Source organism: Streptomyces corchorusii (genome assembly GCF_001514055.1).
Taxonomy (GTDB): Bacteria; Actinomycetota; Actinomycetes; order Streptomycetales; family Streptomycetaceae; genus Streptomyces; species Streptomyces olivaceoviridis.
Genome location: NZ_KQ948354.1, coordinates 302,401 through 316,654 on the forward strand (window position 1 = coordinate 302,401; position 14,254 = coordinate 316,654).

Annotated in this window: 13 protein-coding genes; 2 read left to right on the forward strand and 11 right to left on the reverse strand. The window is 73.4% G+C overall.

Annotated elements, in window-relative coordinates:
- Positions 1–9: 9 nt before the first annotated feature.
- Complete coding sequence (locus tag AQJ11_RS11390) at positions 10–1,530, reverse strand: aldehyde dehydrogenase family protein (protein ID WP_059262946.1); 1,521 nt, start codon at positions 1,528–1,530, stop codon at positions 10–12.
- A 189-nt stretch (positions 1,531–1,719) separates the two neighbouring features.
- On the opposite strand from AQJ11_RS11390, the gene AQJ11_RS11395 reads away from it, so the two are divergent.
- Positions 1,720–2,568 (forward strand): hypothetical protein, encoded by an 849-nt coding sequence (locus AQJ11_RS11395; RefSeq protein ID WP_059262947.1) that lies wholly within the window; start codon positions 1,720–1,722, stop codon positions 2,566–2,568.
- 249 nt (positions 2,569–2,817) lie between these two features.
- On the opposite strand, the gene AQJ11_RS11405 is transcribed toward AQJ11_RS11395, so the two are convergent.
- The 6 genes from AQJ11_RS11405 to AQJ11_RS11430 all read right to left on the reverse strand — a co-directional run bounded on the left by AQJ11_RS11405 (position 2,818) and on the right by AQJ11_RS11430 (position 9,611).
- Entirely contained in the window at positions 2,818–3,807 is a 990-nt protein-coding gene (locus AQJ11_RS11405) for a malate dehydrogenase (protein WP_014674511.1), read from the reverse strand.
- A 370-nt stretch (positions 3,808–4,177) separates the two neighbouring features.
- The gene (locus AQJ11_RS52115; protein ID WP_059262948.1) at positions 4,178–6,193 is read right to left on the reverse strand and encodes a DUF2690 domain-containing protein; all 2,016 of its coding nucleotides are present in this window, start codon (positions 6,191–6,193) and stop codon (positions 4,178–4,180) included.
- Positions 6,194–6,276: 83 nt separating this feature from the next.
- Positions 6,277–6,942 carry a response regulator gene (locus tag AQJ11_RS11415; protein ID WP_051009717.1) on the reverse strand — a complete coding sequence of 222 codons (666 nt, stop codon included), beginning with the start codon at positions 6,940–6,942 and terminating at the stop codon, positions 6,277–6,279.
- Positions 6,943–6,977: 35 nt separating this feature from the next.
- Positions 6,978–8,147, reverse strand: coding sequence for a sensor histidine kinase (locus tag AQJ11_RS11420; protein WP_059262949.1), 1,170 nt, complete (start codon positions 8,145–8,147; stop codon positions 6,978–6,980).
- Positions 8,148–8,293: 146 nt separating this feature from the next.
- Entirely contained in the window at positions 8,294–8,767 is a 474-nt protein-coding gene (locus AQJ11_RS11425) for a DUF3017 domain-containing protein (protein WP_014674507.1), read from the reverse strand.
- Entirely contained in the window at positions 8,757–9,611 is an 855-nt protein-coding gene (locus AQJ11_RS11430) for a bifunctional methylenetetrahydrofolate dehydrogenase/methenyltetrahydrofolate cyclohydrolase (RefSeq protein ID WP_014674506.1), read from the reverse strand. Before AQJ11_RS11430 ends, AQJ11_RS11425 begins: the two co-directional genes overlap by 11 nt.
- Before the next feature lie 237 nt (positions 9,612–9,848).
- Here AQJ11_RS11430 and AQJ11_RS11435 point away from each other — a divergent pair, with 237 nt between their 5' ends.
- The gene (locus AQJ11_RS11435) at positions 9,849–10,436 is read left to right on the forward strand and encodes a hypothetical protein (protein ID WP_059262950.1); all 588 of its coding nucleotides are present in this window, start codon (positions 9,849–9,851) and stop codon (positions 10,434–10,436) included.
- Between the two features lie 99 nt (positions 10,437–10,535).
- Here AQJ11_RS11435 and AQJ11_RS11440 read toward each other — a convergent pair whose 3' ends face one another.
- From AQJ11_RS11440 to sbnB, 4 genes are all read right to left on the reverse strand, one after another.
- Positions 10,536–11,180 (reverse strand): LuxR C-terminal-related transcriptional regulator, encoded by a 645-nt coding sequence (locus AQJ11_RS11440; protein ID WP_058081634.1) that lies wholly within the window; start codon positions 11,178–11,180, stop codon positions 10,536–10,538.
- The gene (locus tag AQJ11_RS11445; protein WP_059262951.1) at positions 11,144–12,466 is read right to left on the reverse strand and encodes a sensor histidine kinase; all 1,323 of its coding nucleotides are present in this window, start codon (positions 12,464–12,466) and stop codon (positions 11,144–11,146) included. The genes AQJ11_RS11440 and AQJ11_RS11445 overlap by 37 nt, the downstream gene beginning before the upstream one ends.
- 155 nt (positions 12,467–12,621) lie before the next feature.
- Positions 12,622–13,077 (reverse strand): MaoC family dehydratase, encoded by a 456-nt coding sequence (locus tag AQJ11_RS11450; protein ID WP_014674502.1) that lies wholly within the window; start codon positions 13,075–13,077, stop codon positions 12,622–12,624.
- 130 nt (positions 13,078–13,207) lie between these two features.
- Positions 13,208–14,251: a 2,3-diaminopropionate biosynthesis protein SbnB gene (gene sbnB / locus AQJ11_RS11455; RefSeq protein WP_014674501.1), complete on the reverse strand. Its 1,044-nt coding sequence runs from the start codon at positions 14,249–14,251 to the stop codon at positions 13,208–13,210.
- Positions 14,252–14,254: the final 3 nt, after the last annotated feature.

Genomic DNA, 14,254 nt, shown 5'->3' on the forward strand with positions numbered 1-14,254 from the left:
GGGCGGGGCTCAGCCGGCGAACCAGCGCACCGGCTTCGGCGCGAGGTTCTGGTAGACGTGCTTGGTCTCGCGGTACTCGGCGAGGCCGGCCGGCCCCAGCTCGCGGCCGGTGCCGCTCCTGCCGAAGCCGCCCCACTCCGCCTGCGGCAGGTAGGGGTGGAAGTCGTTGATCCAGACGGTGCCGTGGCGCAGCCGGGCGGCGACCCTGCGGGCGCGGCCGGCGTCGGAGGTCCAGACGGCGCCCGCGAGGCCGTACTCGGTGTCGTTGGCGAGGAAGACGGCCTCTTCCTCGGTGCGGAAGGTCTCGACGGTGAGGACCGGGCCGAAGACCTCCTCGCGGACGACCCGCATCTCGCGGTGGCAGGCGTCGAGGACGGTCGGCTCGTAGAAGTAACCGCCCTCGGGGCGCTGCGGTGACGGCTCCGGCCGTTTGCCGCCGCAGCGCAGCACGGCACCCTCTTCGAGCGCGGAGGCGACGTACGCCTCGACCTTGGCGCGCTGCTGCTCGGAGACGAGCGGGCCGCACTCGACGCCGTCGGCCGTGCCGCGGCCGAGCCTGATCCGCTGGGCCCGGCGGGCGAGTTCGGCGACGAAGCGCTCGCGGACCGACTCCTCGACGATGAGGCGGGCGCCGGCCGAGCAGACCTGGCCGCTGTGGATGAAGGCCGCGTTGAGGGCCTGGTCGACGGCGGTGTCGAAGCCCTCCTCGGTGGCGCAGGCGTCGGCGAAGACCACGTTGGGGTTCTTGCCGCCGAGTTCGAGGGCGACCTTCTTGACGGTGGGCGCGGCGGCCTGGGCGACCTTGGTGCCGCTGAGCAGACCGCCGGTGAAGGAGACCAGGTCGACGTCGGGATGCTCGGCGAGCCGGGCGCCGACCGTGTGACCGGGGCCGGTGACGAGGTTGGCCACGCCCGCGGGCAGGCCCGCCTCGGCCAGCAGCTCGATCAGGGCGATGGTGGTCATCGGGGTGATCTCGCTGGGCTTGATCACGAAGGTGTTGCCGGCGGCGAGCGCCGGGGCGATCTTCCAGCTGGCCTGGAGGAGCGGGTAGTTCCAGGGGGTGATCAACGCGCAGACGCCGACCGGTTCGTGGACGACCACGCTGTGGATGTCGGGCGAGCCCGCGTCGACGACCCGGCCCGGGGCCTCGGCGGCGACCAGGTCGGCGAAGTAGCGGAAGGCGTCGGCGACGCAGTCGATGTCGACGCGGCCCTCCTCGACGGTCTTGCCCGCGTCTCGGCTCTCCAGCAGGCCGAGCTCCTCGCGGTCGCGCACCAGCAGGTCGGCGACGCGGCGCAGCAGGGCGGCGCGCTCGGCGACCGGGGTGTGCGGCCAGGGGCCCCGGTCGAACGCGTGCCGGGCGGCGGCCACCGCGCGCTCGGCGTCCTTCTCGTCGCCCTCGGCGACCACGGCGAACGGCCGGGCGTCCGCGGGGTCGAGGATCTCCCGGGTCGCGCCGGAGACCGCCGTCAGCCACTCGCCGCCCGCGTGGATGGTCGCCCGGGCGTGTCGTTCCGTTCTGTCCGCCATGATCGGTGTCGCCTTCCGTTTTCGATCCGTGCCCCTACGTGACAGAGCTGCCTCGGCTGGGGACCGTCGCCGCCTGCCCAGGGCCTCGCATCGCATGCGCAATCGGTGGCCGAAAGTGCGCCGCGTCACTGAAAATGCGGTCGAAAAGGGGCAAAAGTAGGGTGAGGAGGGGGGTCGGGAGGTGGCGCGATGGCTCGTGGATCGCGACTCTGTGCGGGGGCAAGCATCACCGCGGCCCTGCTGACCCCGTTCGCCCTGCCCGGTACGGCCCCCGCCGCGGCGCCCGCGTCCCCTGTTCCGGCCGCCGCGACACCCGCTCTCCCGGCCCCGGCACGCTCCGGTTCCGGCGCCCCGAGGACCCCCGCGGACGACGGTCCGAGCGCCCGCGCCCTCGCGCGCGAGGCGCGCGCCCGTCTGCTCGCGGCGCGTTCGGTGCACCTCGGGTTCGCGGATCACCGCGCGGCCGGCGACCGGACCGCCCCGGCCACGCTGGAGCTGACGCTCGACCGCGGCGGCAACTGCGTGGGCAGGCTGGTCATGGGCGACGACGGCGGCAGCGTCGCCCTGGTCAAGCGGGGCGACCAGGTGTGGATGAAGCCGGACGCCGCGTTCTGGAAGGCGCAGTTGCCCGACCGCCGGGGCGATGCCGTGGCCGCACGCCTGAAGAACCGCTATCTGCACGGCTCCACGAAGGACGCCGTGCTCCGGGGCATGTCCGACACCTGCGACCTGAGCGTCTTCCAGAGGGAGGCCGCCGCCGAGCCCTCCCCCCGCACCGCGCTGACCAAGGGCAAGGAGACCAAGGTCGACGGCACGAAGGTGATCCCGCTGACCGGAACCGAGGACGACGGCAAGAAGATCACCCTCTACGTCACCTCGGCCGGCCCGCACCGCCTGGTCCGGGCCACGCGGCAGGGACCCGGCACCGACCAGGACCTGACCTTCACGGGGTACGACGAGCCGGTCCCGTCCGCCACCCCGGCCCCGGCGCAGTCCGTGGACATCTCCGAGCTCCAGCACGAACTGGAGCACACCTGACTCACGGGGCGTCAGTTCCCGTGCGCGGGCGTGGGGGGCGTGGACCGGCCCACAACGAACGAGGTCCCCTTCCGCCACCGCGGAAGGGGACCTCGTACATGGAGCGCCGGGCAGGCCTTGCACCTGCATCTCCCCGCAGGAAGCGGGGCGTCTTTCCTTGGACCACCAACGCATCACCTGGTGCCGGGTTTCCGGCGGCCGGTGCGTGATCAACTATAGCGCACCGGCGCCGGGTGACACCACGTCGGATCAGATGAGGCCGAGGCCGCGGACCGCCTCGCGCTCCTCCTCCAGCTCCTTGACGGAGGCGTCGATGCGGGCCCGGGAGAACTCGTTGACGTCCAGGCCCTGGACGATCTCGTACTTGCCGTCCTTGCAGGTGACCGGGAAGGAGGAGATCAGGCCCTCCGGGACGCCGTAGGAGCCGTCCGACGGGATGCCCATGGAGGTCCAGTCACCCTCGGCGGTGCCGTTGACCCAGGTGTGGACGTGGTCGATCGCGGCGTTGGCGGCGGAGGCGGCGGAGGACGCGCCACGGGCCTCGATGATCGCCGCACCGCGCTTGGCGACGGTCGGGATGAAGTCCTCGGCCAGCCACTTCTCGTCGTTCACCACCTCGGCGGCGTTCTTGCCGGCGACCGTGGCGTGGAAGATGTCCGGGTACTGGGTGGCGGAGTGGTTGCCCCAGATGGTGAGCCGCTTGATGTCGGAGACGCTGCTGCCCGTCTTCTTCGCCAGCTGGGTCAGCGCACGGTTGTGGTCCAGGCGGGTCATCGCGGTGAAGCGCTCGGCCGGGACGTCCGGGGCGGCGGCCTGCGCGATGAGCGCGTTGGTGTTGGCCGGGTTGCCGACGACGAGGACCCTGATGTCGTCCGCCGCGTGGTCGTTGATGGCCTTGCCCTGCGGCTTGAAGATGCCGCCGTTGGCCTCCAGCAGGTCACCGCGCTCCATGCCCTTGGTGCGCGGACGGGCGCCCACCAGCAGGGCCACGTTGGCGCCGTCGAACGCGACGTTCGGGTCGTCGGTGATGTCGATGCCCTGGAGCAGCGGGAAGGCGCAGTCGTCCAGCTCCATGGCCGTGCCCTCGGCGGCCTTCAGGGCCGGGGTGATCTCAAGGAGGCGCAGGCGGACCGGCACGTCCGCGCCGAGCAGCTGGCCCGAGGCGATGCGGAAGAGCAGGGCGTAACCGATCTGGCCGGCCGCGCCGGTGACGGTGACGTTCACGGGAGTGCGGGTCATGGCGTTCTCCGTATGACAGCTGGCGGTGGGGCACCCTGCCCCGGGCGGATGATCGATCTCTTGGCGTCAAGAGAGATCCAGCGGTCAGGCTATCGCGCATCCGGCAGGTGAGACGTCCGGGGCCGTGTGGCTCACCCCACAAGGGGATCACGGGATGCGACCCCTGCCGGGAGGGGTGCCGGAGGGGGTACGGAAGAGGCGGCCGCCCGTCCGGGAGAGGGGGGACGGAGACGGCCGCCGGTGGGGGTACCGGCGTGCCGGACTCCCGTGGGGGGACACCGTGCGCGTGCCCAGGATCCGGCCCCGTATGCGCCGTCTTCTGGAAATTCCCCCTCCGTTTCTTCCGCCCGGCCGCACGCGGGTGCCGCGGCTAGTCCGTGCAGCCGGTCGCGCCCGAGGCGAGCGTGGCGCAGGCCGTGGCCTGTGCCGGGTCGTGTACGGCGACCATCGGGGTGTAGCCGATGGTGTCCCCCGCGGCGGTGATGCCACCCGTCTGCCGGGCCTTGCCCATGGTCACCCGTACGGTGTCGCCCGGCGCGCCGCTGGTGATCCGGCCCCAGGCCGTGCCGCACGCCTTGCTGTAGCGGACCTCCAGGGTGGTGGTGCCGACGGTGGCGGTCTTCGCGGTGCTCACCAGGTCACCGCTGCACCCCATCGCCTCCGCGTCCTTGCCGGTACAGGCGGCGCCGGCGCACTTCACGCCGGGGGGCGGACTCGTCCGTGCCGGGGCGGACGGGGAGGGGGACGTGCGGGCACCCGCGTCCGGGTTCCCGTCCCCACCCCGGTGGGTGAAGAAGAAGGCCCCGGCGATGAGCACCCCGACACCGACCAGCCCCGCGAAGAACATCACCACCTGCTGCCGGTGCACGGACCACCGCCCGAGGGGAACCACGGCTTGCCCGCCGACGGCTCCGCCGGGTGCGCCTGGGGTGCGGGCAGGAGTGGCCGGGGCTCCGCCGGGGACGCCCGTGGTGCGGGCAGAGGTGCCTGAGGCTCCGCCCGGGACGCTTGACGTACGGACAGGGCCGGCCGGGGTTCCCGCGGCGCGGCCCGGGGTGCGGGGGGAGGCGGCCGGGGTTCCCACGGTGAGGCCCGGGGGCCAGGCAGAGGTGCTCGGGCCTCCGCCGGGGGCGTCCGGGAACCGGGCAGCCGCGCCCGGTGCTCCGGTCGGGAGGCCCGAGGTCCGGGCGGGCGTGTCCGGGCTCAGGGAGGGGGACGGAGTCTGCGCCGGGCCGGGGGGCCGGGTGCCAGGGCGGACGCTCGCCTTCGACGGGCCCCGGTAACCGGCCAGGCCCCAGGAGTTCCCGACGGGCGGGTCGTCATCGCCGGCGGCGGTACGGGAGTCGGCGCCTGCCGCCGCACCGGCGCGACGGCCGCCCTCCGCTTCGGGGCCACCGCCACGCCCCGCGCCGGGGCCGTCGCCGCCCCTCGGCCCCGAGCCCGAGCCGTCGCCACTGCCTGCGCCCGAGCCACCGCCCGGCGCCGCATCCCGGCCGCTTGCCCCCGCCGCGCCCGAGCCGGCGCCGGAACCCGTGCCCGAGCCGGCGCTCCCGACCTCGTCCGAACCATCGCCGCCGCCCGTGTCCGAGCCGCCGCCCGCCGCCGGACCTTGGCCGCTCACCCTCGCCGTGGCGGAGGCTTTGCCGCTGCCCGCGCCCGAGCCGGCGCCGGAACCCGCACCCCGGTCGCCGCTCCCCGCCGCGCCGGAGCCGACGGCGCTGCCGGTGCCCGGGTCGTCGCCGGTCCCGGTACCGTCCGGCGCGCTGTCGCGGACGTCGGCGGGCTTCGAGTCCGTCGGCTGGGCCGGGATCTTGGGCGAGACACCGGCGGGACCGGCGATCCCCAGTGCGGCCGCGAGGCCACCGCCCTCGCCCGCACCGGCGCCCTTCCGGCCGTCCGACCTCACGGACGTACCCCCGGCCGACCCCTGGGGCCTGCTCCCGGTCGCTCCGCCAGCCAGCCCCGCGGACGTGCCCCCGGCGGTCCCGGCGGCCCGTCCCGGCGGCCTTGCCCCAGGCACCCGGCCGGATTCCTCCGCCGGGCGGGCCAGGGCGCCCAGGGCCGCTTGGGATTCGGTGATGCCGATGGCCTGGAGCGTGTGGTCGTCGTTCGACTCCGCCCGGGTCCAGGACCGTTCGGCCCGTTCCCACAGGGCGGCCAGGGGGCCGGGGTCGGCGCCCGTGACCTCGGCGAGGGCGATGACCGCGCCCTTGGGGGCGAGGAGCCGGCCGCCCAGGTAGCGCTCCCAGGACGTCCTGCCGTAGCCCGTGCGGTCGGCCAGTGCCGCGGTGTTCAGGCCACTGCGGTCGGCCAGTTGCCGCAACCGGACGGTGAGCTCCCTCATCTGCGGGTCCAGATCCTCCGGCAGGGCTTTCCACCGAGGCATCGCCTACCCCCTCTTCCCCTCTTCCCCCGTCTTCCTTGCAGGTCGCGCGGTACGCGCCGAGCAAAAGGATGCCAGGGCGGCGGTCAACCGCCAGGGGTCACCAGTCCCGTCTCGTACGCCAGCACCACCGCCTGCGCCCGGCTGCCGAGGTCGAGCTTGGTCATGGTGCGGTTGAGGTGGGTCTTGACGGTGGCCTCGCTGATGTAGAGGCGGTCGGCGATCTCCAGGTTGGACAGGCCGCGGGCGGTGAGTCTGAGGACCTCCACCTCGCGGGAGGTGAGCACGCCCAGGTCGGGCGGCGGCGCGGTGTGGACGGGCTCCTGCCGGCGGGCGAAGGACTCCACCAGGCGCCGGGTGACGCTGGGGGCGAACAGGGCGTCGCCGCCGTCGACCGCCGTGACCGCCGCCAGCAGCCGCTCGGGGCCGGAGTCCTTCAGGAGGAAACCGGAGGCGCCGGCGCGCAGCGCGCCGTACACGTACTCGTCCAGGTCGAAGGTGGTCAGCACCAGGACCCGGGGCGGCCGGTCGGCGGCCTCGGCGAGGATCCGTTCGGTGGCCTCGATGCCGTTGACGCCGGGCATCCGGATGTCCATGAGGACGACGTCGGGCCGGGTCTCGGCGGCGAGCCGCACGGCCTGCTCACCGTCCCCCGCCTCGCCCACCACCTCGAAGCCGGGCGCCGCGTCGAGCAGGCCGACGAGTCCGGCGCGGATGAGGAACTGGTCGTCCACGACGAGCACTCTGATCATTCCGTACGGTCGTCCCCCCGGCCGCGCGCCGTCCCTTACCGCTCCGCTTCTCGCGCACCCCCGCGGTCGCGTTCGGCGGCCGAGGTCGGCAGGGTCAGCCGGACCTCGTAGCCGCCCTCGGTGCGTGGGCCGACGCTGATCGTCCCGCCGTAGAGCGTGGCCCGCTCCCGCATGCCAATCAAGCCATGACCGCCCCCTGTGGGCATTCTGTCCGGATCTGCCCCCTCGCCGTCGTCGGTGACGCGGACGGTCAGTTCGTGGGCCCCGTACCGGAGTTCGACGCGCGCGTGCGCGGGACCGGCGTGTTTGAGGGCGTTGGTGAGGGCTTCCTGGACGACGCGGTAGGCGCACAGTTCGACACCGGGCGGCAGCGGGCGGGCGGTGCCCTCGACGTCGAGGTCCACGGGCAGGCCGCCGGCCCGGACCCGGTCCACGAGTTCGCCGAGCCGGGCCAGGGTGGGCATCGGGGCCCGCTGCGGGGCCTCGGGGTCCTCCTCGCGCAGCACCTGGAGCATGCGGCGCAGTTCCTCCAGGGCCTCGCGGCTGGTGTCGGCTATGGTGCCGAGCGCGCCGCGCGCCTTGGCGGGGTCGGAGTCGAAGACGAACCGGGCGAGGCCGGCCTGCACGGAGATGACCGACATGTGGTGGGCGACGACGTCGTGCAGTTCGCGGGCGATCCGGCCGCGTTCCTCGGCGACCGCGCGCCGGGCCCGCTCGGCGTGTTCGGCGCGCAGCCGCCGGGTGAGTTCGGCGCTGCGGCGGGCCAGGTACCCGAACCAGACGAGCACCGAGCTGTAGAGCAGGGCCTGGCCGATCACGGACGCCATGGAGGGGCTGTGGCTGACCACGCCGGCGTACACCCACACCGCGGAGGTGCAGACGGCGCAGGCGAGAGCGGTGTGCGGCGGGCGCACGGAGGCCACGGTGTACAGGGCGAGCATGGCGCCGAAGGTGCACACCACCGGCCAGTGGCCGAGGCTGATGTAGCAGGCCGCGGCGGCCTCGACGACCGCGAAGACGGCGACGGGGTGGCGCCCGCGCAGGGCGACCGGGAGGTGGGCGAGGGCGACGAGGGCGTAGGCGCGCGCGTCGAGTTCCGGCCATCCCTGCGCCCGGGACTCCTGCGCGACCAGGACGGCCACCACGGCCATGGCTACCGCGATCAACGTGTCCACGACGAGCGGGCGGGGAGTCCTCGGTCGCATCGCCGCAGGGTAACGCGCGCGGCCGGGTCCGCGAGTCAACCGCGCGCGCTGCCGGGGACGTTGCGGCTCCCGGCCGCCGTACCCCTCGGACCCGGCAGGTGGCCCGCGTCCCTGGGGGAGGCAGGCCACCTGCCGTACCGTTCGCGCTACTTGTCGAGCGTGAAGTGCAGGATGTCCTTGAGGAAGGGGATCTGGAGCCACGGCGAGGGCTGGGCCATCATCGCGAGCAGCACGATGGCCAGGCCGAGGACGCCGTAGGTGGCGATGTCGGTGAAGCGGGAGCGGACGGCGAGCATGCCGACGCCCGGCAGCATCCAGCGCATGACCGCGCCGGCCAGCAGGGCGGCGCCGACCAGCAGGGTGCCGTAGCGGAACACGTCGAGCGCGGTCAGCAGCAGGCCGAGCGCCACCGTCGACAGCACGACGAGCAGGGGCCACTGCCGGGCGGGCGCCGGGGCGTCGCCGGCCGCGGCCCGGCCGCCGCCCTCGGGGCGCGCGGTGTCCCTGGTGAACAGCGGGAAGCGGCGGGTGACGCGGCGCGGGCGCCCCTCGGCGTCAGGGGCGCTGATCGCGTCGCGCGCGGTCGGCTCCGCGGGCCCGCGGGTGTCCTCAGCCGGCACTGCGCTCCGCCGCCTCGACCACGTTGACCAGCAGCAGGGCCCGGGTCATCGGGCCGACCCCGCCGGGGTTCGGGGAGATCCAGCCGGCCACCTCGGTCACGTCCGGGTGGACGTCGCCGACGATCTTGCCCTCGGCGTTGCGGGAGACGCCGACGTCCAGGACGGCCGCGCCCGGCTTGACGTCCTCGGCGCGGATCAGGTGCGGGGAGCCGGCCGCGGCGATGATGATGTCGGCCCGCTTCAGGTGGGCGGAGAGGTCGCGGGTGCCGGTGTGGCACTGGGTGACGGTGGCGTTCTCGCTGCGCCGGGTGAGCAGCAGCGGCATCGGGCGGCCGATGGTGACACCGCGGCCGACGACCACGACCTCGGCGCCCTTGATCTCCACGCCGTGGCGGCGGAGCAGGGTGAGGATGCCGTTGGGGGTGCAGGGCAGCGGGGCCGGCTCGTTCAGGACGAGGCGGCCGAGGTTCATCGGGTGCAGGCCGTCGGCGTCCTTGGCCGGGTCCATCAGCTCCAGGACGCGGTTCTCGTCGATGCCCTTGGGCAGCGGGAGCTGGACGATGTAGCCGGTGCAGGCCGGGTCCTCGTTCAGCTCGCGGACGACCGCCTCGATCTCCTCCTGGGTGGCGGTGGCCGGCAGCTCGCGCTGGATGGAGGCGATGCCCACCTGGGCGCAGTCGCGGTGCTTGCCGGCGACGTACTTCTGGCTGCCGGGGTCGTCCCCGACCAGGATCGTGCCGAGGCCGGGCGTGACGCCCTTCTCCTTCAGCGCCGCCACGCGGGCGGTCAGATCGGACTTGATCTCGGCTGCGGTGGCCTTGCCATCGAGAATCTGGGCGGTCATGGGTCCCATCCTCGCGGATGACCCGGCCCCGGTTCCAATCCGGGTGTCACGGCATGATCAGCGATGTTGCACTTGCACAACACCTGATGCCTCCGGCTGGACAAGTAAGAGTCCGTTAAAGAACGATGAGCGGACAGTGCCGCGGGCAGTACCGGGGGGACGGACCGCATCTGTAGAACTTCCTCCGAACCGTGCCGCGCGTCGTCCCCGCACTTGAGCAGACGGAGGAAGACCGCCATGAGTTTTGGCGACCCCAACAACCCCTACGGCCCGCCGCAGGGCCAGCAGGCCGGCTACGGCTACCCGCAGCAGCAGCCCGGTTACGGCTACCCGGCGGCCCCCGGGTTCCAGCAGCCCGGCTACGGCTACCCGGCCGGGCCGGCTCAGATGCCGGGCGGGGTGAAGGCCGCGCGCGTGTTCCTCTGGATCCTGGGCGTCTGCCAGGCGCTCGCCGGTCTGCTGCTGGTCGTGGGCAGCGCCATGTTCGCCGACCGGATCCGTGACGCCATCTCGTCGGACAGCAGCGTCTCGTCGACGGACGCCGACAAGGCCGCCAGCATCGGTGTGGGCGTGATGATCGTCTTCGGCGTCATCGTCCTGGCCTTCGCCTTCTGGGCGATCTTCACCGCCGTCAAGTTCGCGGGCGGACGCGGCGGCGCCCGCGTCTCGGCGATCATCTACGGCTCGGTCGTCACCCTGGTCAGCCTGGTGACCCTGCTGGGCGGCAACTTCCTCGCCCTGATCAGCCTGGTGCTGAGCATCCTCATCATCGTGTTCTGCGCCAACAAGGCCGGCGGTTCCTGGTTCAACCGTCCGCAGTACTGAGCCGCGCCGCGTCCGACACACCAGGGCCGCGTTCCGTCCGTCCGGACGGGGTGCGGCCCGGTGTCGTTTCCGGCCATCGGGCGCACCGGTGCGCGCGGCTCACTGGTCCAGGTAGGCCAGCACGGCCAGGACGCGGCGGTTGTCGCCGTCCGTCGGGAGCAGGCCCAGCTTGGTGAAGATGTTGCTGATGTGCTTGGCGACGGCCTTCTCGGTGACGAACAGGGCCTGGGCGATGCCCGCGTTGGAGCGGCCCTGGGCGACGAGTTCGAGGACCTCGCGTTCGCGTTCGGAGAGGCTGCCGACGGATTCGTCGCGCTCCTTGCGGACCAGCAGCTGGGAGATGACCTCGGGGTCCATGGCGGTGCCGCCCGCGGCCACCCGCTGGATGGAGTCCAGGAACTGGCCGCCGTTGGTCACGCGGTCCTTGAGCATGTAGCCGACGCCCCGGCCGCCGCTGGTGAGCAGTTCGCGGGCGTAGAGCGGTTCGACGTACTGGGAGAGCAGGAGCACCGGGAGGTCCGGGTTCCGCTTGCGCGCGGCGAGGACGGCGCGCAGGCCCTCGTCGGTGAAGTTCGGCGGCAGCCGGACGTCGACGACCGCGACGTCCGGCTGTTCCCGGTCCAGGGCTTCGAGCAGGTCGGTGCCGTTGTCCACGGCGGCCACCACGTCGTGGCCGTAGGCCCCGAGCAGGCGGATCAGCCCGTCCCTCAGGAGGAAGTGGTCTTCGGCGAGGACAATACGCACGGGATCTCCATCGTCACCATCGTCGGCCCGCCCACGGGACTGCTCACGGCCAGCACGCCGTCGAAGGTGGCGAGCCGGCGCTCGATGCCGCGCAGGCCGGTGCCGCGGGAGGCGTCGGCGCCGCCGTGGCCGTCGTCGGTCACGGTGATGTGCAGCATCCCGCGATCGTAACGAAGGTCGATCCAGGCGCGGGCGGCACCCGCGTGCTTCGCGACATTGGTGAGGATCTCGGAGATGGCGAAGTACGCGGCGGACTCGACGGGCATCTCGGGGCGGCCGGGCAGGTCGACCTGGACCTCGGTGCGCACCGGGCAGGTCATCGCCAGCGCCCGTACGGCGTCGGCGAGTCCGCGGTCGGCGAGGACCGGCGGGTGGATGCCGCGGACCAGGTTGCGCAGTTCCTCCAGCGCCGCCGAGGACGACTGCCGGGCCTCGATGAGCAGGGCGCGGACGGCCTCCGGGTTGGTCTCCAGCAGGTGCTCGGCCGCGTCCAGGGTCATGCCCATGGCGACCAGACGGGCCTGGGCGCCGTCGTGCAGATCGCGCTCGATCCGGCGGATCTCGGCCATCTGCGTGTCCACGGCGTCGGAGCGGGTGGCGGCCAGGTGCTGGATCCGGCTGGCCATCATCTCGCTCTCGCTCGGCGCCAGCATCGCCCGGGTGTAGAGGGCGTGCCGGCGCACCGCGCGCGGGGCCGCCCACAGGGCCAGGGGCAGTTGCAGCAGCCCGAGGACGCCGGCGAGCACCGCCGTGGCCTGGCCCTCGATCGGGATGAACTGGTACCACAGCCCGTCCCACTCGGTGGACAGCGGCACCCCGAAGAAGGCGAGGAAGACGCCCCAGAGGCCGCTGAGGATCAGGGCCAGCGGGAAGAAGGCGAGGAAGCCGCCGGCGATCGGGTCCGTGAGCACCCAGACGTACTCGCGCCGGGTCTGCGGGTCGCTCATGATCCAGCGGTAGCGGGCGACGGCACCGGAGGCCCCGGCGGGCGCGGGCGGCAGCGGTCCGGGCGGGCCGGGGATCTCCACGCCCGCCCAGCGCCGGGCGAGTTCGCGCTGCTGCGCGGCCAGGTTTCGCACGCCCTCCATGGCCCGCGGCACCATGCCGAGGCCGGGGCCGACCAGGCTGATCGCGCCGGAGACGGCGAGCGAACGGCCGAAGGCCGCCATCGACATCCAGCACAGGGTCACCACCCGGCGCAGACCCGTCAGCCCGGCCGACACCGAGAATCCCCTGATCGCCGCCGGCGGGCGGATCCCGCCGAGCTGCATCGTGCGGTCGTCCATGCGACACGCTCCTTCCTGGCCTTGCTCCGCCGTGCGCGGCGCCGGTGCCGTACGTCTGTCGTGGTCCGAGGGGCCCGCACTCATTGTGGTGGCCGAGGGGCCGGGAAATCGGTGGTAAAAACCCCCCTCTTGGGGCCCTTCTCGGCCGACTCCCGTCAGGGGGCGACGAACAGCGAGAGCGTGTCGGCCACGCAGGCGGCCCGCGGCTCCCCCTCGACCTCCACCGTCATGCGGACGGCGGCCAGGTGGCCGGCGGGCGTCTCGCGCACACCGGTGAGCTTCGCCCCGCCGCGCACCCGGGAGCCGACCGGCACCGGGCGCGGGAAACGCACCTTGTCCAGGCCGAAGTTGACGCCCAGCTGAACCTTCTCGATGTCGAAGATGGCCCGCATCATGGCGGGCAGCAGGGCCAGGGTCAGGTAGCCGTGCAGGATGGTGCCGCCGAACGGGCCGGTCGCGGCCCGCTCCGGATCCGTGTGGATCCACTGCGAGTCGCCGGTCGCCCCCGCGAACTGGTCCACCTGTTCCTGCGTCACCCGCAGCCACTCGCTGTGGCCGAGGTGTTCGCCGACGGCGGCGGAGAACTCGTCCAGACTGGCGAAAGATCTCATGGCGTCGATTCTGTGCGGCTGCCGGACGGCCGGACAAGGCGGTCGCCCGCCGCTCGGCCGTTCGGTCAGCGAGCCGTCATCCGTTGGTCAGTGCGCGCGCCGGGCCGGGCCGGCCGCGGCGCGCACGGGGTCAGCCGTACCGCTTCAGCTCGTGGAAGAACCCGGGCACGGTGTGCAGTTGGCCGGCGTCCCGGACCCGGTCGTACACGTACTTCGCGACCGCCAGGTCGAGCACGCCCAGGCCGAACGGCGAGAAGACCACCGGCCGGTCGGCGGGCGGGGTGATCGCGCCGGTCAGCACGTCGTGGAGGGTGCCGGCGACGAAGTCCCGGTTGCCGGTGAGCTGTTCGGCCAGGTGGGGCGAGGTGTTGGCCTTGAGGCAGTGGTCGATGTCGTCGACCGCGTTCCAGGCGGAGAGGATGATCTGCGGGGACAGGTCGCGCAGCGACACGTGCAGCACCAGCGGGTTGTGCGTGAACCACTCCGGGTCGGTCACGTGCGGCTCGCCCGCCACGGTCGCGAAGACGACGAGGTCGCTGGCGCGGATCAGGTCCTCCGGCTTGTCGTGCACGGTGATCTCCGCGCCGTCCCCGGCCGTGCGCCGCAGATAGCCCGTGAAGCCCTCGGCGTGCTCGGCGGACAGGTCGTGCACGCCGAGGGCGTCGAAGGCGAAGCCGGAGGCCGCCAGGTAGGTGTGCAGGTAGCGGGCGATCAGGCCGGTGCCGATGAAGCCGACCCGGGTGGGCCGGGTGCCGCGCGCCCGGCTGATCCGGTCGGCCGCGAGGGCCGCCGAGGCGGCGGTGCGGGCGGCGCTGATGATGGAGGACTCCAGACAGGCGAACGGGTAACCCGTCCGCGCGTCGTTGAGGACGAGGACGGCCGAGGCGCGCGGCAGGCCGGCGGCCACGTTCTCCGGGAAGCTGGAGATCCACTTGATGCCGTGCACGTCCACGTCACCGCCCACCGAGGCGGGCAGCGCGATGATCCGGGAGGACGGGCGGTCCGGGAAGCGCAGGAAGTACGAGTCGGGGTTGACCGTCCGTGCCTCGCCGTGCAGCCGGTAGGCGGCCTCGACGGTCGAGACGACCTCGTCCTCGGCGCCGGCGAGCACCTGGTGCACCTGGGCACCGGAGATCACGGAGAAGGACGGGACCTGGGACACCTGTGAGGTCATGGG

Excerpts from the sequence above, each read along its gene's own strand:
- AQJ11_RS11450 (WP_014674502.1), bottom strand. The coding sequence starts at position 13,077 with ATGAGATCTTTCGCCAGTCTGGACGAGTTCTCCGCCGCCGTCGGCGAA.
- AQJ11_RS11390 (WP_059262946.1), bottom strand. The coding sequence starts at position 1,530 with ATGGCGGACAGAACGGAACGACACGCCCGGGCGACCATCCACGCGGGC.
- AQJ11_RS11430 (WP_014674506.1), bottom strand. The coding sequence starts at position 9,611 with ATGACCGCCCAGATTCTCGATGGCAAGGCCACCGCAGCCGAGATCAAG.
- AQJ11_RS11445 (WP_059262951.1), bottom strand. The coding sequence starts at position 12,466 with ATGGACGACCGCACGATGCAGCTCGGCGGGATCCGCCCGCCGGCGGCG.
- AQJ11_RS52115 (WP_059262948.1), bottom strand. The coding sequence starts at position 6,193 with ATGCCTCGGTGGAAAGCCCTGCCGGAGGATCTGGACCCGCAGATGAGG.
- AQJ11_RS11405 (WP_014674511.1), bottom strand. The coding sequence starts at position 3,807 with ATGACCCGCACTCCCGTGAACGTCACCGTCACCGGCGCGGCCGGCCAG.
- AQJ11_RS11420 (WP_059262949.1), bottom strand. The coding sequence starts at position 8,147 with ATGCGACCGAGGACTCCCCGCCCGCTCGTCGTGGACACGTTGATCGCG.
- AQJ11_RS11395 (WP_059262947.1), top strand. The coding sequence starts at position 1,720 with ATGGCTCGTGGATCGCGACTCTGTGCGGGGGCAAGCATCACCGCGGCC.
- AQJ11_RS11435 (WP_059262950.1), top strand. The coding sequence starts at position 9,849 with ATGAGTTTTGGCGACCCCAACAACCCCTACGGCCCGCCGCAGGGCCAG.
- AQJ11_RS11415 (WP_051009717.1), bottom strand. The coding sequence starts at position 6,942 with ATGATCAGAGTGCTCGTCGTGGACGACCAGTTCCTCATCCGCGCCGGA.
- sbnB (WP_014674501.1), bottom strand. The coding sequence starts at position 14,251 with ATGACCTCACAGGTGTCCCAGGTCCCGTCCTTCTCCGTGATCTCCGGT.